This is a genomic window from Stenotrophomonas nitritireducens, assembly GCF_050984405.1.
Classification (GTDB): Bacteria; Pseudomonadota; Gammaproteobacteria; order Xanthomonadales; family Xanthomonadaceae; genus Stenotrophomonas; species Stenotrophomonas nitritireducens_B.
This window is the reverse complement of sequence record NZ_CP158790.1, coordinates 1,813,133-1,830,793: the sequence shown is the minus strand read 5'-3', so window position 1 is coordinate 1,830,793 and position 17,661 is coordinate 1,813,133. Positions and strand designations below refer to the sequence as shown.

The following is a 17,661-nucleotide window of genomic DNA, read 5'->3' as shown; positions in this document are numbered from 1 at the left end:
CCCGTAGGAGCGACTTCAGTCGCGAAGGGGCTCCACCGGTAAAGCCTCATCGCGACTGAAGTCGCTCCTACGAAGAGCGCGCCATCGCCTGTTGTCCCCTACACACGCTTCAGGCGACGCCCAACGAAAAGGGCGGAGATCGCTCTCCGCCCCGCTCCACCGCTTCGTGTCTCTAGCCGCTCAGCCTCGCCGCGCGCAGTACACCGCGTGCGCCGGCAGCACCAGCTCGCCGCCCTCGACATGGCCGGCGACCGGGCCGGGCACGTCCAGTGCCTGCCACCGGCCGGCGGGCAACCCATGCCGCACCGGCGCGGACGACAGGTTGAAGGCCAGCAGCAAAGTCTCGCCTTCGAGCATGCGCTCGAACAGCAGCACCGGCTCGGCGCTGTCGAGGAAACGGATCGCGCCGCCGGTCAGCGCCGGCTGCGTGTGGCGCCAGGCCAGGAACGCGCGGAACGCGTTGAGTACCGAGTCCGGCGCGGTTTCCTGCGCCTGCACCGACAGCGCGCGGTGCTCGGCCGGGATCGGCAGCCATGGCCTGCCGCTGCTGAAACCGGCCAGTTCGGCGCCGGTCCACGGCATCGGCGTGCGGCAGCCGTCGCGGCCCTTGAAGTTGGGCCAGAAGGTGATGCCGTAGGGGTCCTGCAGCGCCTCGAACGGCACGTCGGCCTCGCCCAGGCCCAGTTCCTCGCCCTGGTAGATGCACACCGAGCCGCGCAGCGAACACACCAGCGCGGCCAGCATCTTCGCCATCGACGGATCGGCCGGCGCACCGCCCCAGCGCGTCACCGCGCGCTGCACGTCGTGGTTGGACACGGCCCAGCACGGCCAGCCGTCGCGCATCGTCGCTTCCAGCTTCTCCACCGTGGCACGGATGTAGCCGGCGCTGTAGTCGTCGACCAGCAGTTCGAAGCTGTAGCCCATGTGCAGGCGGCCCGGCGCGGTGTACTCGGCGGTCGTCGCCAGCGAATCCTCGGAGGAAATCTCGCCCAGCGTCACCGCGCCCGGGTACTGGTCCAGCAGCGCGCGCAGGCGCTCGAGGAAGCCGACGTTCTCCGGCCGGGTGTTGTTGTAGTAGTGGTACTGGAACGCGTACGGGTTGTCCGGACTGAAGCCGCGGCCCACGCGCTCGCTCTCCGGCTTGGCCGGGTTGTCGCGCAGCTGCGCGTCGTGGAAGCAGAAGTTGATCGAATCCAGGCGGAAACCGTCGACGCCGCGGTCCAGCCAGAACTTCACGTAGTCCAGCGTGGCCTGCTGTACCGCCGGGTTGTGGAAGTTCAGGTCCGGCTGCGAGGACAGGAAGTTGTGTAGGTAGTACTGGCGCCGGCGCGGCTCCCACTTCCAGGCCACGCCGCCGAAGATCGACAGCCAGTTGTTGGGCGGCGTGCCGTCCTCGCGCGCGTCGGCCCACACGTACCAGTCGGCCCGGGGGTTGTCGCGGCTCTGCCGGCTTTCGCGGAACCAGTCGTGCTGGTCGGAGGTGTGGCTGAACACCTGGTCGATCATCACCTTCAGGCCGCGCGCATGCGCTTCCGCCAGCAGGCGGTCGAAGTCGTCCAGCGTGCCGAACAGCGGATCGACGTCGCGCTGGTCGGCGATGTCGTAGCCGAAATCGGCCATCGGCGAGCGGAAGAACGGCGACACCCAGATCGCATCCACGCCCAGCGAGGCGACGTAGTCGAGCCGGTCGATGATGCCCGGCAGGTCGCCGACGCCATCGCCGTCGGTGTCCAGGAAGCTGCGCGGATAGATCTGGTAGATGACGGCGCCCCGCCACCAGGGAGTGTTCGACATCGAGCGCCCCTCCGGGCTGTGCGTGCCCGCGGCGGGGCATGGATGAACCCGACCAGCTTAGCGGCGGCACCGGAGCCATGGAGCGCTGTGCATACGTATTCACGGCCGCGCGGGCGCTCACGCCCGGTCGCCGGCGGCACCGCCTATAATTCCCCCACGCCCCCCGACGCCATCGCATGAGCATCGCCGAAGACCTCCGCCCCGCGCTGGGCCTGCCCGCCATCCAGACCCTTGCCGCCCCGGACATGGCCGCCGTCGATGCCCTGATCCGCCATCGCCTGTCCTCGGACGTGGTGCTGATCAACCAGATCGCCGACCACATCATCTCCGCCGGCGGCAAGCGCCTGCGGCCGATGCTGGTGATGCTGGCCGGCCACGCGGCCGGCGGCGCCGGCCCCGAGCACCACCAGCTGGCGGCGATCATCGAGTTCATCCACACCTCCACCCTGCTGCACGACGACGTGGTGGACGAGTCGGACCTGCGCCGCGGGCGCAGCACCGCCAACGCGCTGTGGGGCAACGCGCCCAGCGTGCTGGTCGGCGATTTCCTGTATTCGCGCAGTTTCCAGCTGATGGTCGAACTGGACCGCATGCCGGTGATGCGCATCCTGGCCGACACCACCAACCGCATCGCCGAGGGCGAGGTGCTGCAGCTGCTGCACGTCCACAACCCGGACACCGACGAGGCCGCCTACCTGCGCGTGATCGAGCGCAAGACCGCGGTGCTGTTCGCCGCCGGCACCCGCCTGGGCGCGCTGGCCAGCGGCGCCGGCGAAGCCGTGCAGCAGCAGCTCTACGACTACGGCATGGCGCTGGGCTACGCGTTCCAGATCGCCGACGACGTGCTGGACTACTCGGCCAACGCCGAGGAGCTGGGCAAGAACCTGGGCGACGACCTGGCCGAGGGCAAGGCCACGCTGCCGCTGATCCACGCGATGGCGCATTCGGACGCCGCGATGCGCGAGCGCCTGCGCGAAATCGTGCAGGACGGCGATGCCGGGGCGATGCCGGAAGTGCTGGCCGCCATCCACGCCACCGGCGGCCTGGAATACAGCCGCCAGCGCGCGGTGGAATATGCCGACGCCGCCGAGCGCGCGCTCGACGGCCTGCCCGAAAGCGAGGCGGTCGCCGCCCTGCGCGGCCTGGCCCGCTACGCGGTCGAACGCAGCCACTGAGCCCGCTTCCGTAGGAGCGGCTCCGGGTGGCCTCGGGCCATCAGCCGCGAAGGGGCTTTCTCGCCCCCCCCACCCGACCCTTGGATCTCTGTTGGTATCCAGGGAAAGCCCCTTCGCGGCTGAAGCCGCTCCTACGGACCTCCCAGAGGAAGCATCGAACATGTCCAATGCCTTCAGCGACAACGAACGCGCGGTGCTGCTGGCGGTGAAGGGCGTCGGCGCCACCGTGGTGGCGCGGCTGGAACAACTGGGTTTCCACACGCTGCGGCAGCTGGCGCAGGCCGAGCCGGGCGACATCGTCAGCCAGGCCTCGGCGATGCTGGGCAGCAGCTGCTGGCGCAACAGCCCACAGGCGCGCGCCGCGATCACCGGCGCGATCGGCGCTGCCCGCGCCAGCCTGGCGCGCTGACCTTTCGCCAAAGCTCTGTCGAGAAAAGCCACTGCGGGGCAAGCCCCGCAGCTACGGCTTCATCCGGTTCGTGGATGCGAGGCTCGCCTCGCATGAAGCCTCACCGCCTCACCGGGAAAGCCTCCATGGGGCAGGCCCCGCAGCATCAGTGCCCCGCCTGCTCGTAGATGCGGGGCTCGCCCCGCATGGCTTTGCCAATGCAGCCGTGCGGGGCAAGCCCCGCACCTACCGCGTGGCGTTCAATCGCCGAGGCGTTCTTCCAGGAAGTTGTCCATCATCTTCCAGGCACGTCTGGCCGCGCGCGGGTCGTAGACGCAGCCCGGCGGGCTGTTGGCGTCCGACTCGGCGAAGCAGTGCACCGCACCGCTGAAGTTGACGAACTGCCAGTCGGCGCCGGCCGCGTCCATTTCCCTGCCGAAAGCGGCGATGTCCTCGGCGGTCACGCCCTGGTCGGCGGCGCCGTTGAGCACCAGCATCGGCACCTTGGCGCTATGCGCCGCGGCCGGTGCGGGCGATGCCAGCCCACCGTGCAGGCTCACCACGCCGGCCAGCGGCATGCCCGCGCGCGCCATTTCCAGCACCGTGGTGCCGCCGAAGCAGAACCCCACCGCGCCGATATGGGCGGCATCCAGCGGTGCCTTGCCGGCCTGTGCCTTCAGCGCCTCCAGCGCCGCCCCGGCACGTGCACGCAGTTCGGCGCGGTTTTCGCGCAGCGGCCTGGAGGCCGCGGCGGCTTCATCGTTGTCCTTCGGGCGGACCTGCTTGCCGTAGACGTCGGCCACCAGCACCACGTAGTCGTCGCCGGCGATCTGCGCGGCCTTGGCGACGGCCGAGGCGTTCACGCCCCGCCAGTTCGGCACCATCACCACGCCCGGGCGGCGCGCATCGCCGTCGTCGTCATAGACCAGCACCCCGCTGTAGGTGGTGCCGCCGTGCTGCCATTCGACCGGGCGCTGCTGCATCTTCGCCATGGCGGGCATGGCCGCCGAAACGCACAGTGCCAACGCTGCCAACTGCCACTTTCGTGCTGCCTGCATGGGAGTGCTCCGGGTTGGGTTGTCCCGCGGAGTCTACGGGTAAACGCCGCCCTCACCCCAACCCCTCTCCCGCAGGCGGGAGAGGGGCTCGGAAAGCGTGGGTTCGCAGTGCATCAGCCCCTCTCCCGCCCGCGGGAGAGGGGTTGGGGCGAGGGGAAGCTCCCGGCCCAGGAAGCCAGCGACAAACTCAGCCCACGCCCAACCCGGGAATCGCGCTGATGAGGTCCGGATCAAACCCGGCCAGTTCAGCGAAATGACGGCCGCGCGCCACGTAATCCTTGTAGGCACCGAAGCTCGGCGCACCGGGTGACAGCAGCACCACCCCGCCCTGCGCGCCCAGCGCGGCGCGCGCCAGTTCGACCGCATGCGGCAGGTCGCCGGCGGCATGCAGGCCGAACCGGCCTTCAGCGGCGAGCGGCTGCAGCAGGGCATGGATGCGTGGGCCATTGGCGCCCATGGTGACGATTTCCACCGGCGCGTCGTCGCGCATGCGCGCGGCGAAGTCGTGCCAGTCCAGCCCGCGGTCGTGGCCGCCGACCAGCAGCGCGATGCGCTGCCCGGCAAAGCAGTCCAGCGCGGCCAGCGAGGCGTGCGGCGTGGTGCTGATCGAGTCGTTGACCCAGCGCAGGCCGTCGCGTTCGCCCAGCAGCTGCAGGCGGTTGGGCAGCGGGCGGAAGCTGCGCACCGCCGGCGCCAGTGCCACCGCATCCAGGCCCAGCGCTTCCAGCGCCGCCAGCACCGCGCACAGGTTGCCGCGGTTGTGGCGGCCCGGCAGCGGCGTGTCCGAGGTATCGAACACCGGCTGCGCGCCGCGGTGCACCACCTCGCCGACCATGTGCCAGCCTTCGGGCTGGTTGAACCACACGACCTGGCTGTGCGGCAGCTGCAGCGCGCGCAGGTGTTCATCGGCGGCATTGAGCACCGCCACGCGCGGGTGGCCGCCGGTCACCAGCGACAGCTTGTCGTCGATGTAACGCTGCTCGCTGCCGTGCCAGTCCAGGTGCTCGGGGAAGATGTTCAGCACGATGGCCACATCCGGCCGCGCGCCGCTGCGCGCGACCTCGCCGGTCTGGTAGCTGGACAGCTCCACTGCCCAGTACTCGGGCGCCGGCCGCGGGTCCAGAACTTCCAGCAGCGGCAGGCCGATGTTGCCGGCCAGCCCGGTGCGGTGCCCGGCCGCGCGCAGCAGGTGCGCCAGCAGCGAGGTGGTGGTGCTCTTGCCCTTGGTGCCGGTCACGCACACCGTGCCGGGCAGCGTGCCGTCGGCGCGCGCGTGCTCGCCGAACCACAGCGAGGTGCCGCCGATGAACTGCGTGCCGCGCGCAGCGGCGGCCACTGCCTCGGGCCGGTACGGGCTGATGCCCGGCGATTTCACCACCACCTCGAAACGCGACAGGGCTTCGCCGGTCGCGTCGGTTTCCACCTGCAGCGCGCCACCGGCCTCGGCGCGCGCGCCTGCGGCTTCGGCCTCGGGGCAGAACAGGGTCAGCGGCAGGCCGGGCAGGCGTTCGCGCAGCGCATGGAAGGCGGCGCGGCCTTCGCGGCCCCAACCCCACAGCGCGACGCGTTTGCCCTCAAGCTGCGAAATCCGCACGCAGGCGCTCCCACAGAGCCGCGGGGATGCGGTGCTCGCCATCGATCACCAGCAGCGGTTCGATCTTCAGTTCGTCGGCCGCCAGCGTCGGCTGGATCAGGCTGGCGAAGCGCTTGACCAGCACGTCCTCCTTCCATTCCGGGCGCGCGGCCAGCGTCGCCAGCGCCGCGCGCGACTCCTTGCCCTCGCCCACGCATTCGAACGGCTTGTGGTCCTGGAATTCCAGCAGCGCGTCGAAGCCGCCAGCCTGGTCGCCATCGTCGAGCAGGTTGCGGCCGAAGATGCGCACCAGCCGGGTCTTGGGCATGAACGGCGCCAGCGCCAGGAAGACGAAGTGGCACTTCGGGCAGACGCCGCACCAGCGGTTCACCGGGCGCTCGCCGAGGATGTGGAAGTTGCGGTTGCAGCTGGAGAAGTGCGCGTCGTAGTAGTCGGTCTTGGCGAACTGCCGCGCCACCGCCAGTTCCGACAGCGGACGCAGCAGCGAGTAGTAATGCAGGTCGGCGGCGACATGCCGCTGCACGTATTCGCCGAACGCCTTCTCGAACACCCAGCCCTTGGACCACTGGTGGTTGACCTCGCCGGTGCCGGCGATCTGGCTGCCGTAGCTGGCCGAGCGTTCGTTGGAGAACACCACCTGGTCCACGCCCTGCACCAGCGCCGCCAGCACCATGATCGCCGAGTTCACCGCGGTCACCGGGATGTGGCCGTTCCACGCACCCTGCCGGTTCAGTTCGAACAGCTCCGGCGCCAGCGTGCGGCCAATGTTGAGCATCGGCAGGCCGGTGCGCTCGGCGCAGGCGCGGATCAGCTGCGAACCGCCGATCCAGGTGACGGTCTCGCCGACGCCGGCATGGCGCAGCGCCTCGATGCTGACCAGCGAATCCTTGCCGCCGCCGATGGCGACCAGGGCGTGGTGGCGCAGACCGAGCACCGGCGCTTCCGGGCCCCTCTCCCCTTGGGAGAGGGGTTGGGGTGAGGGTACGGCGGAAGCAGCAGCGGCTCCGGCAACCGCAGCGGCGGCCGTCCTCTCACCCCCGGCCCCTCTCCCGGAGGGAGAGGGGAGCGAAACCGGCAGCCTGAACCGGCCGCGCAGGTTCAGGCCGTTGCGGTAGGCGAACTCGCCCAGGCCGTTGAGGTAGACCGTTTCCACCAGCGCCGCGGTATCGGCGTCGATGGCGTAGCCGTCGATGGATACCTGCGCCGGCACCGCCGCCTTGTAGTAACTCACGCCGGCAATCAGGTGCAGCAGGCGCAGGGCGCGCTGCACCGCCGCCGCGCGTTCGCCGTCCAGGCGGAACGGCGCGCCCGGCACGGTGACGGTCTCGGTCATCTCCGGGCCGTCGTCGAAGGCGTACACCAGCCGCGCCACGCCGGTATCCGCGGCGAAATCGCAGCGGACGAAACGGAAGACGGCAACGGAATTTCGATCAAACATGCGGCTCAGGACTCCACCCGGTTCGGAACGTACCGCACGCGACGGCGGCAACGGGAAAACTCAAAGATCTCATGCCGCCACCCTGCGGTCGCGGCGCCAAAGAAAGCGCCATGCCAACGGCGAGGTGAGCAGCAACGCCGGCAGGCCGCCAAGCCCGGCGGCGAATGCCAGAAGCACCGCGACCACTTCGGCCAGCTCCAGCACGTCCAGGTGCGCGGCCATGCCAACGCCCAGCATCGCCATGCACAGCGGGAAGAACAGGCCCAGCGCCACCAGCACGGTGAAGAAGGCCATGCCGAATACCCGCCTGGCGCGGCGATCCGCATCCAGCAGCCACTGCCAGCCGCTTACCCAGCCGGCCGACAGCAGCGCGGCCAGCCCCGCCGCCGCGCTCAGCTGCCAGACCATGGCGTCGTCCAGCAGCCTGAAGGTGACCAGGAACACCGTCGCCGGCGCCAGCGCAAACGCCAGCAGACCGGCCGACAGCGCATATTCCAGGCGCGGTGTCATTCGATGACGTCCTCGCGCGGCAGCGTGCGGTGGTTGTAGCGGCTGGCCATGCTGAAACCATAGGCGCCGGCGTCGGCGATCAGCATCACGTCGTCCGGCACGGTGGTGGACGGCAGCTTCACCCGCTGCGCGAACACGTCGCTGGATTCGCAGATCGGGCCGACCACGCTGAAGTCCACGTCGCGCGCGTCGTCCAGCCGCGACAGGTTGGCGATGTCGTGCCAGGCGTCGTACAGGGCCGGGCGCAGCAGCGCGTTCATGCCCGCATCCAGGCCGACGCGGCGCACGCCGTCCTTCTCCACCACCTGGGTGGCATGGGCCAGCAGCACGCCGGCCTCGGCGACCAGGAAGCGGCCCGGCTCGACCGCCAGCTGGAACGCCGGGTGCACCGCCTTGATCTCGGCCAGGCCGGTGGCCCAGGCGTCGAGGTCGAACGGTTCGTCATCGTCGCTGTACGGCACCGGCAGGCCGCCGCCGATATCGAGGATCTCCACGCTGCCGATGCGGCGCGCGAAACCGGCCAGTTCGTCCACCATCTGCTTCCAGTGGCCGCTGTTCTCCACGCCGCTGCCCAAGTGCGCATGGATGCCGGTGATGCGTACGCCGATGCCGCGCGCCACGTCGAGGAACTCGTCCACGCGCTGCGCCGACAGGCCGAACTTGGCCTCCTTGCCGCCGGTGTTGACCTTCTTGTGGTGGCCGTCGCCGTGACCCAGGTCGATGCGCAGCCACAGCGCGCGGTCGCCGAACACCTCGGGCCAGCGCCGCAGCAGTTCGACGTTGTCGACGGTGACGTTGACGCCGCGCGCCAGCGCCGCCGCGTATTCGCCGATCGGCGCGAAGCTCGGGGTGAACAGCACGCGCGAAGGCGACAGCTCCGGCAGCGCGGCGAACACGTGCTCTACCTCGCCCAGCGACACGCATTCCAGGCCGAAGCCTTCCTCGACCAGCGCGCGCAGGATGGCCGGATGCGGATTGGCCTTGATCGCGTAGTAACGGCGGTCCAGCGCCGCCACCGCCTTCAGCTGGCGGGCGCGCTCGCGCACCGTCGGCAGGTGGTAGACGTAGCGCGGCGTGCCCTGCGCGGCCAGTTCCAACAGTTGCCGGCGCGGCTGCGGCGCGCGCCACCACGGCGTCGCGCGCGGGCGCACATGGCCGATGATCTCGCGCCAGCGCGGGCCGAATACCTGTTCCTCGTACACCGGCATCGCGCCGCTGTCGATCAGCTCGGCGTGCAGGATCGGCAGCAGGCCGTCGGCGTCGGCCTCGTCGATCACGAAGGTCAGGTTCAGGTCGTTGGACGACTGCGAGATCATGTGCACGCGCTCCTTGCCGAACGTGGCCCACACGTCCGAGAGCTTGTACAGCAGCGAACGCATGCCGCGGCCGACCAGGGTGATGGCCGCGCACGGCACGATCACCTTGACCTTGCAGATTTCCGAAAGATCCGCCGACAGCGCGGCCAGCACGTCGGTGCTGACCAGGTTCTCGGACGGATCCAGCGAGACGGTGACGTTGGTCTCGGCCGAACCGATCAGGTCCACCGACAGGCCATGCCTGCGGAACAGGTCGAACACGTCGGCGAGGAAGCCGACCTGCTGCCACATGCCGATGCCTTCCATCGACACCAGCACGATGCCGTTGCGGCGGCTGATCGCCTTCACCCCCGGCACCGGCTCTGCGCTGCCGTCGATGCTGGTGCCCGGCATGTGCGGGCGCTCGGTGTCGAGGATGGCCATCGGCACGCCGGCGTCGCGGCACGGCTTGATCGAGCGCGGATGCAGCACCTTGGCGCCGGTGGTGGCGATTTCCTGCGCCTCGTAATAGTCCAGCCGGGTGAGCAGGCGCGCGTCGGGCACGTCCTTCGGGTTGGCGCTGAACATGCCCGGCACGTCGGTCCAGATTTCCACGCGGCTGGCGCCGAGAAGCGCGCCGAAGTACGCGGCCGAGGTATCGGAACCGCCGCGGCCGAGGATCGCCGTGCCGCCGTCGCCATGCCGGGCGATGAAACCCTGGGTGAGCAGCATGCGCGTGGGCTGGGCGTTGAAGCGCTCCTTGAAGCCGGCCTCGCCCTGCCACTGGCAGTTCACCGAAAGCCGCTGCGACCACTCGGTCTGGTTAGGTGCCGGCGGCTGCGCCTGCAGCCAGTCGCGCGCGTCCATCCAGCCGAAATCCAGTCCGTTGCCGCGCAGGTAGGCCGCGCCGATGGTCGAGGACAGCAGTTCGCCCTGGCCCAGTACCTCGGCCTGCCAGTCCAGCGGGCGGCTGGCCGCGCGCGGGTCGTCGAGCAGCGCCTGCAGTGCCGCCAGCCGCGCGGCCAGCACCTCCTCGCCCAGCTCCAGCTCGGCGAGGAAGTCGTTGTGGCGCGCGACCAGCGCCGCCGCCCGCGCGCGGCTGTCGGCGGCGCCATCGGCGATGGCGGTCAGTTCATTGGTCACGCCCGACAGCGCGGACACCACCACCAGCACCCGGCCGCCGGTCTCGTCCGCACGTTTTTTCGCCAGTTCCCCGATCGTGTTCCAACGATGACGACGCGACACCGAGGTGCCACCGAACTTGAGAACGATCCAGCGATCGACGAGGGGGGAAGAGGACATTGGCGTGGGGGTTCACGTTGGGGAGAAAGACCCGGCGGGCGGGCGGAACCGTCGATTCTATAGCCATGCCCCGCCCCGCGGAGCCGCCGCTTCCGGGCGACAGCATTGCAGTGCCGGCACGCCTGCCAGCGACGGGCCGCATGCCGGCGCCGCCCCGCTCGCGACCGGAGCGCGCCAGGCCTATGCTGGCCCGCCCCGAAAACGCCGCCGCCATGACCGCACGCCGCTTCCTGCAACTGGACGTCTTCGCTCCCCGCCCCGGCACCGGCAATCCGCTGGGGGTCGTGTTCGACGCGGACGGGCTCTCCGCCGCGCGCATGCAGGCACTGGCCGCGTGGCTGAATCTTTCCGAGACGGTGTTTTTTCTGAAGCCCGACGCGCCGGGCGCCGACTACCACATCCGCATCTTCACCCCCAGCAGCGAGCTGCCGTTCGCCGGCCACCCCAGCGTCGGCGCCGCCTGGGCGGCGGTGCGCTGCGGCCTGGCCGCGCCCCGCGACGGCGCGCTGCTGCAGCAATGCGCCGCCGGCCTGCTGCCGGTGCGGGTGGGCGGCCCGGCCGAAGCGCACCGCATCCAGCTCGCCAGCCCGCCGGCGCGGCAACGGGACACCGCGCCCGGCGCGGTTCCGCCGGCGCTGCTGGCGCTGGCCGCCGCCGGCCATGTTCCGGAGTTGTGGGACAACGGCCCGCGCTGGTGGCTGCTGCCGCTGCGCGATGCCGCCGCCGTACGCGGCCTGCAGCCGGACATGGCCGCCCTGCGCGACTGGACCAACGCCACCGGCGCGACCGGCGTGGCGGTGTTCGCCGACGAGGACGGCGCCGGCCATGCCCGGGTGGTGCGCGCGTTCTGCCCCGGCGACGCGGTGAGCGTGCCGGAAGACCCGGTGACCGGCAGCGCCAACGCGCTGATCGGCGCCTGGCTGCACCGGCGCGGCGCCCTGCCCGATGGCGAGGGTGGCTACGTCGCCAGCCAGGGCCGCGAGGTGGGCCGCGACGGCCAGGTGCAGGTGCGGGTCGATGCACAGGGCACGGTGTGGATCGGCGGCCAGGTGCAGTGCGTGATCGACGGCAGCGTGCACTGGTAGCACTGCCGGCGCGGTGGTGCCCTGCAAACGCAGGCTTGCTGTGGCCGCGCCTGACGATGTGTCCGCCACCACGCCGCTGGCGCGGCCCCTCAGCGCGGCCCGGCGCGACTACAGGCTAAGCTGCGCGCCATCCTTCCCTGGAGTTGCCGCCCGATGCCCGCACGCCGTTTCCTGCAGCTGGATGTGTTCACCGCCCGCCCGGGCGCCGGCAATCCGCTGGCCGCCGTGGTCGATGCCGACGGCCTGGACGATGCCGCCATGCAGGCCATCGCCGCCTGGCTGAACCTGTCCGAGACGGTGTTCTTCCTGCCGCCGGAAGCGGGCGCGGATTACCGCATCCGCATCTTCACCCCGAAGATGGAGCTGCCCTTCGCCGGCCATCCCAGCGTCGGCGCGGCGTGGGCGGCGGTGGAACTGGGCTTGGCCACGCCCGACGACCAGGGCCGGCTGGTCCAGCAATGCGCCGCCGGCCTGCTGCCGGTACGGGTGCAGGGCGGCGGCCGTTTCCGCCTGCTGCACGTGCGCAGCCCGCGGGCGGAGCGCCGCGACGTCGCCGCGCCGCCATTGCCGCCCGGCCTGGCCGCGCTGGCGCATCCGGGTGCGGAACCCGCGTTGTGGAACAACGGCCCGGACTGGTGGCTGCTGGAAGCGGCCGACGAGACCGCGCTGCGCCGCTACAAACCCGAGCTGGCCGCCATCGCCGCCCTGCCCGGCAAGGGCAAGCTCGCCGTGTTCGCACCGGCGGCGCGGCCCGATGTCGGCTACCAGTACGTCGTGCGCGCCTTCGCCCCGGGCGTGGGCGTGGACGAAGACCCGGTGACCGGCAGCGCCAACGCGCTGGTCGCCGCGCACCTGCTGGCGCAGGGCCGGCTCGCGCCGGGGCAGCAGTACCGCGCCAGCCAGGGCCGCGAGCGCGGCCGCAACGGCGAGGTCCACGTGCAGGTGGACGCCGACGGCCACGTCTGGATCGGCGGCGAAGTGCAGCCGGTCATCGACGGCCATCTGGACTGGTAGGACTGCCCCTCGGAAGAAGAGGAAACAGACTTGTTCCTTCTCCCACCGGGAGAAGGTGCCCCGAAGGGGCGGATGAGGGCAAGTGCGAAGCCACGTGCACCATGATGCAAACAACGGGATCCGCGCGATGCATTCATCATTGCGGTTGCCGCGACCTCGCCCCCCAACCCTCAGCTCCCCCTCGCTCCGCCCCGGCCCACGCCAGTGGCGTGTGCGCTCCGAGGCACGCGCGCCCGTGGTGCGCAAGCCGCCCCTTCCCGACCCGACGGAGAAGGACTCCCTCCCTCGATCTGCACCCCATCAGACACACGGAAATCCCATGACCACCCGCCGCTTCCTGCAACTGGACGTCTTCGCCCCGCGCCCCGGCACCGGCAATCCGCTGGCCGTGGTGCTCGATGCCGACGGCCTGGACGATGCCGCCATGCAGGCCATCGCCCGCTGGACCCGCCTGCCCGAGACCACCTTCGTCTTCGCGCCCACCGCGCCGGGCAGCAGCTACCGCATCCGCATGTTCGCGCCGCAGAAGGAAGTGCCGTTCGCCGGCCATCCCAGCGTCGGCAGCGCGCACGCGGTGCTGGAATGCGGCCTGGCCGCGCCGGTCGATGGCCTGCTGGTGCAGGACGGCATCGCCGGCCAGCTGCCGCTGCGCGTGGACGAGGCCGATGGCGTGCGCCGCATCGCCATCCGCACCCCACGCGCCGCGGTGGCGGAAGTCGTGGAGGCCACCGATGCGCGCCTGCGCCCGGCCATCGCCGGCTGGGCGCTGGGCGCGCTGCCGCCGGTGCTGATGGACGGCGGCCGCCGCTGGTGGCTGGTGGAACTGGCCGACGAGGCCACGCTGCGCGCCCTGGCCCCCGACTGGGACGCCATCGCCACGCTGGCCGAGGCCAGCGGCGCGATGGGCGTGTTCGCCTATGCCCGCAGCGACGCGCCCTCCCACGACCTGGCGGTGCGTGCCTTCGTCGGTAACGGCCGCCGCTTCGAGGACGCCGCCTCCGGCGCGGCCAACGCCGTGCTCGCCGCGTGGCTGGACGAGCGCAACGCCCTGCCCGGCAGCGGCAGGCGCTACACCGCCAGCCAGGGCCGCGAGGTCGGCCACGACGCACTGCTGGAACTGCGCATCGACGAACACGGCGAGGTGTGGTCCGGCGGCCAGGTGCAGACGGTGATCCGCGGAACCATCGACTGGTAGACCGGTCACAGCAACATTCCGCGGACGGACCAAAACCCATGCGTCGATGGCTGCTGCTGTTGTCCCTGTTGCCTGCGTGCATGTCCGCTTTCGCGGCGGAGCCGGCGCAGCGCGTCCTGTTCGTGGGCAACAGCCTGACCTATGTCGGCAACCTGCCGGCCACCTTCGCCGCGATGGCGAACGCCAATGGCCAGCGCGTGCACAGCGCGATGCTCGTCCAGGGCGGCGCCACGCTCGAGCAGCGCGTGGCCGATGGCAGCGCGCGCAAGGCCCTCGCCGATTACCGCCCCGCGGTGCTCGTCCTGCAGGAACGCGGCGGCGACCTGATGATGTGCGGCTCCGGGGAAGACGCCTGCCGGAAATCCCGACAGGCCGTGCAGGCGCTGGCCCGGGCCGGCCGCGAAGCTGGCGCGCAGGTGCTGCTGCTCGGCAGCTATCAATCGCACCCGCGCGCCTCGGCGGTACTGGTCGAACAGGAGCGCGATGCCGCCACACTCGCCGGCATCGGGTATGTCGAGATCTCCGAAACCCTGCGCCGGCTTTCGGACGAAGCCGGCGCCCTTGCCTGGTACGACGCCGACGGCATGCATCCCGGGCCGGCGCTGACTCTGCTCGATGCCGTCCAGTTGTACCGGTCGTTGTTCGGCGCATCGCCCGTGCGCGGCTTCGACGTCGCCGCGCCGATCTACACGGCCAGCAGCGGACTGCGCGCCGAACTGCGCGCTGCCGACGCGCCGGCCCCGCGGCCGGATACGCCGCAGGGCATCGGCTACGACGACGCGACGATCGAACGATTCAATTCGATGCTGGATGCCAGCGGCAGACAGCCGCGGTAGACGTGGGGCTCGCCCCGCATGGCGTATTCCCGCAAAGCCAGTGCCGGGCAAACCCGGCACCTACCGACAGATCAGCGCGAGACGCGCAGCGCCTGCTGTTCGACCAGTGTGAGCGCGACGTTGTCGCGCAGGTAGGCCGGCTGCACCAGCTCAGGCGCGATGCCCTCGCCACGGGCGAAAGCCGGCACGGCGATCTTCAGCACGTCCGATGCGCGCGGCAGCGCCTGCGCATCGACCGACGACAGCCGGGCCTGCAGGCGCGTGGCGAGCAGGCCGTCCGCGGCGGCGAAGCCGGTGCCGACACCGGCCCAGCGGCTGCCGTCGTCGGGCAGCTGCAGCACGTCGGGGGCGATTACCACCTCGGCCCCCTGCGCGTCCCACAGGCCATCGCCGCGACGCAGGCAGCGCGCGGCGTAGACCTCCCCCATGCGCGCGTCGATGCTGGCCAGCACGTGGGTGGCGTCGTCCGGCGCCTGCATCGCCAGCACCTGCAGCGTGGACACCGGCAGCAACGGCCGGTCCAGCGCCAGGGCGATGCCCTGGGCGATGGCGATGGCCAGGCGCACGCCGGTGAAGGCGCCGGGGCCGCGCCCCAGGGCGATGGCGTCCAGCTGAGCACGCGCGATACCGGCTTCGGCGAGCAGTTGCTCCGCCCACGGCAGGGTCAGTTCGGCATGCCGGCGCGGCGCGATCTCGAAACGCTCCAGTACCTGCCCATCGACATGCAGGGCGACGGAACAGGCTTCGGTGGCGGTTTCGAGGGCGAGCAGCTTCATGGGGCAAAGGACGGGAAAACAGGGAGCAAGGGTAGCACTGTGCCCATGCGCCCCCTTCGATCGAACGGGTCCCTTCCCTTCTCCCATCGGGAGAAGCTGGCGCGCGGCGCCGGATGAGGGCAAGGGCGCAGCCTCATGCAATGTGCCTCAGGAAGGCTTCGCCCCAGCCCTCACCCCAACCCCTCTCCCGTGCGGAGAGGGGCTTCGAAGAATGCCTGCACGTCGGCCAGTTCGCGGGTGCGGCGGAACGGCGGCAGCGAATCGAGGAACACGCGCCCGTAGCCGCGGCTGAGCAGGCGCGGGTCGCACAGCACCAGCACGCCGCGGTCGGTCTCGCTGCGGATCAGCCGGCCCACGCCCTGCTTGAGCGCGATCACCGCCTGCGGCAGCTGCTCGTCGCGGAACGGGTTGCCGCCCTCGCGGCGGATCGCGTCCAGCCGCGCCTCGTACACCGGGTCGTCCGGCGCGGCGAAGGGCAGCTTGTCGATCACCACCACGCTGAGCGCGTCGCCGGCCACGTCCACGCCTTCGCGGAAGCTGGCCGAGCCGAGCAGCACGCCGTTGCCGGATTCGCGGAAATGCTGCAGCAGGCTGGCGCGCGGCGCCTCGCCCTGCACGAACAACGGCCACGGCCCGCCGCGCAGCGCATCGGCGGCCTCGCGCAGCGCGCGGTGCGAGGCGAACAGCAGGAAGGCGCGGCCCTGCGAGGCTTCCAGCACCGGCCGCAGGGTGGCGATCAGCGCGGCGCCGAAACCACGCGCGGCCGGATCGGGCAGCTGCCTGGGCAGGTAGCACAGCGCCTGCACCGGCCAGTCGAACGGACTGGGCTGGACCAGCGTGTCCGGATCGTCCAGGCCCAGGCGCGCGGCCAGGTGGTCGAAACCGCCATCGACGGTAAGCGTGGCCGAGGTGAACACCCAGGCCGCGTGCGAGCGCTGGCGGTGTTCGCGCAGCGGCCCGGACACGTCCAGCGGCGTGCGCTGGCAGCGGAAGCCGCGCGGGGTGAGTTCGTACCAGAGCACGTCGTTGCTGGCGGCGCCCTCGCCCGCATCGTCGGCCTCGAAATCGGGCAGCGGCGCATCCTCGCCCAGCCAGCGCGAAAGCCGCGCGGCGCCTTCGACCGCGCGCGCGTGGCAGGCATCCAGGCCCGGCGACGCCTCGCGCACGCCGGCCAGCGCCTCGCGCAGCTGCGCCAGCGCGGTGGCCAGCACGTCGAATCCTTCGGCCACTTCCGGCACCGCCAGCGCGCGCCATTGCGTGCCGCGCGGCGGCAGCGGTTCCATCGCATCGCGCAGTTGCCGCAACGCCATTTCCAGCGTCGCGACCGGCTGCTGCAGCGCCGGCTGCGCGCCGGCCACGCCGCGGCATTCGGCCAGGCAGTCGCGCGCCAGTTCCTGCCACGGGCGCATGCCGAAGCCTTCGCCGAAGAAATTGGCCGCCAGTTCCGGCAGCTGGTGCGCCTCGTCGATCACGAACGCCTGCGCGCCAGGCAGGATCTCGCCGAAGCCTTCCTGCTTGAGCGCCAGGTCGGCCAGCAGCAGGTGGTGGTTGACCACGACCAGGTCGGCCTCCTGCGCGCGCTGGCGCGCCTGCACCACGAAGCACTCGCTCCAGAACGGGCAGTCGCTGCCCAGGCAGTTGTCGACGGTGGAGGTGACCATCGGCAGCAGCGGCGAGTCGTCGGCCAGCCCGTCCAGTTCGGCCACATCGCCGAACTGCGTGCGCCCGGCCCAGGCGACGATGCGCTGGAACTGCGCGGCCTGCTCGGGCGAGGCGAAGCGCGGCTCGCCGCGCGCCTGGTCCAGCCGGTAGCGGCACAGGTAGTTGGCGCGGCCCTTGAGCAGCGCGCTGCGGTGGCCGACGCCGAGCGCGGCGCGCACCCGCGGCAGGTCGCGGTGGTAGAGCTGGTCCTGCAGCGCGCGGGTGCCGGTGCTGACGATGGTCTTCAGCCCGGACAGCAGCGCCGGCACCAGGTAGGCGAAGGTCTTGCCGGTGCCGGTACCGGCCTCGGCCAGCAGCGTGTCGCGTTGCTGGAACGCGTCGGCGATGGCCTCGGTCAGCCGCAGCTGCGCCGCACGCGGGGTGAAGGCGTCCAGCTGCCGCGCGAGCGCGCCGTCCTCGCTGAGGGCTTCACGGCTGGCGATTCTAAGCATCGGGGGTCGGGGGCCGGAGGCCGGGGATCAGGGAGGAGCCGGGGCGCA

14 protein-coding genes are annotated in these 17,661 nt (G+C 71.3%); 6 read left to right on the top strand and 8 right to left on the bottom strand.

Going from position 1 to position 17,661, the window contains the following annotated elements:
- Nucleotides 1-180 precede the first annotated feature (180 nt).
- On the bottom strand, nt 181-1,794 hold the full coding sequence (locus tag ABTV91_RS07880; protein ID WP_433853989.1) for an alpha-glucosidase: 1,614 nt from the start codon (nt 1,792-1,794) through the stop codon (nt 181-183).
- A 176-nt stretch (nt 1,795-1,970) separates the two neighbouring features.
- Here ABTV91_RS07880 and ABTV91_RS07875 point away from each other — a divergent pair, with 176 nt between their 5' ends.
- Together ABTV91_RS07875 and ABTV91_RS07870 are read left to right on the top strand one after the other, a co-directional pair.
- Entirely contained in the window at nt 1,971-2,969 is a 999-nt protein-coding gene (locus tag ABTV91_RS07875; RefSeq protein WP_433853988.1) for a polyprenyl synthetase family protein, read from the top strand.
- Nucleotides 2,970-3,129: 160 nt separating this feature from the next.
- Nucleotides 3,130-3,378, top strand: coding sequence for a helix-hairpin-helix domain-containing protein (locus ABTV91_RS07870; protein WP_433853987.1), 249 nt, complete (start codon nt 3,130-3,132; stop codon nt 3,376-3,378).
- A gap of 239 nt (nt 3,379-3,617) precedes the next feature.
- Here ABTV91_RS07870 and ABTV91_RS07865 read toward each other — a convergent pair whose 3' ends face one another.
- The 5 genes from ABTV91_RS07865 to ABTV91_RS07845 form a co-directional block, all read right to left on the bottom strand.
- Nucleotides 3,618-4,415, bottom strand: a complete 798-nt coding sequence (locus ABTV91_RS07865; RefSeq protein ID WP_433853986.1) for a dienelactone hydrolase family protein — start codon at nt 4,413-4,415, stop codon at nt 3,618-3,620.
- Between the two features lie 187 nt (nt 4,416-4,602).
- Nucleotides 4,603-6,009, bottom strand: coding sequence for a UDP-N-acetylmuramoyl-L-alanine--D-glutamate ligase (gene murD / locus ABTV91_RS07860; RefSeq protein WP_433853985.1), 1,407 nt, complete (start codon nt 6,007-6,009; stop codon nt 4,603-4,605).
- A complete protein-coding gene (gene murL / locus ABTV91_RS07855) occupies nt 5,990-7,447 on the bottom strand; it encodes a UDP-N-acetyl-alpha-D-muramoyl-L-alanyl-L-glutamate epimerase (RefSeq protein WP_433853984.1) in 1,458 nt (485 codons plus the stop codon). The genes murD and murL overlap by 20 nt, the downstream gene beginning before the upstream one ends.
- Nucleotides 7,448-7,516: 69 nt before the next feature.
- Nucleotides 7,517-7,957, bottom strand: coding sequence for a hypothetical protein (locus tag ABTV91_RS07850; RefSeq protein ID WP_433853983.1), 441 nt, complete (start codon nt 7,955-7,957; stop codon nt 7,517-7,519).
- Entirely contained in the window at nt 7,954-10,554 is a 2,601-nt protein-coding gene (locus tag ABTV91_RS07845) for a bifunctional aspartate kinase/diaminopimelate decarboxylase (protein WP_433853982.1), read from the bottom strand. Before ABTV91_RS07845 ends, ABTV91_RS07850 begins: the two co-directional genes overlap by 4 nt.
- 212 nt (nt 10,555-10,766) lie before the next feature.
- Here ABTV91_RS07845 and ABTV91_RS07840 point away from each other — a divergent pair, with 212 nt between their 5' ends.
- From ABTV91_RS07840 to ABTV91_RS07825, 4 genes are all read left to right on the top strand, one after another.
- On the top strand, nt 10,767-11,639 hold the full coding sequence (locus ABTV91_RS07840) for a PhzF family phenazine biosynthesis protein (RefSeq protein WP_433853981.1): 873 nt from the start codon (nt 10,767-10,769) through the stop codon (nt 11,637-11,639).
- A 153-nt stretch (nt 11,640-11,792) separates the two neighbouring features.
- Nucleotides 11,793-12,653: a PhzF family phenazine biosynthesis protein gene (locus ABTV91_RS07835; protein ID WP_433853980.1), complete on the top strand. Its 861-nt coding sequence runs from the start codon at nt 11,793-11,795 to the stop codon at nt 12,651-12,653.
- 319 nt (nt 12,654-12,972) lie between these two features.
- Complete coding sequence (locus tag ABTV91_RS07830) at nt 12,973-13,848, top strand: PhzF family phenazine biosynthesis protein (protein ID WP_433853979.1); 876 nt, start codon at nt 12,973-12,975, stop codon at nt 13,846-13,848.
- Nucleotides 13,849-13,886: 38 nt separating this feature from the next.
- Nucleotides 13,887-14,684 (top strand): hypothetical protein, encoded by a 798-nt coding sequence (locus ABTV91_RS07825; RefSeq protein WP_433853978.1) that lies wholly within the window; start codon nt 13,887-13,889, stop codon nt 14,682-14,684.
- Nucleotides 14,685-14,755: 71 nt separating this feature from the next.
- On the opposite strand, the gene tsaB is transcribed toward ABTV91_RS07825, so the two are convergent.
- Nucleotides 14,756-15,460 carry a tRNA (adenosine(37)-N6)-threonylcarbamoyltransferase complex dimerization subunit type 1 TsaB gene (gene tsaB / locus ABTV91_RS07820; protein WP_433853977.1) on the bottom strand — a complete coding sequence of 235 codons (705 nt, stop codon included), beginning with the start codon at nt 15,458-15,460 and terminating at the stop codon, nt 14,756-14,758.
- Nucleotides 15,461-15,630: 170 nt separating this feature from the next.
- Nucleotides 15,631-17,613, bottom strand: coding sequence for an ATP-dependent DNA helicase (locus ABTV91_RS07815; protein ID WP_433853976.1), 1,983 nt, complete (start codon nt 17,611-17,613; stop codon nt 15,631-15,633).
- Nucleotides 17,614-17,661 lie beyond the last annotated feature (48 nt).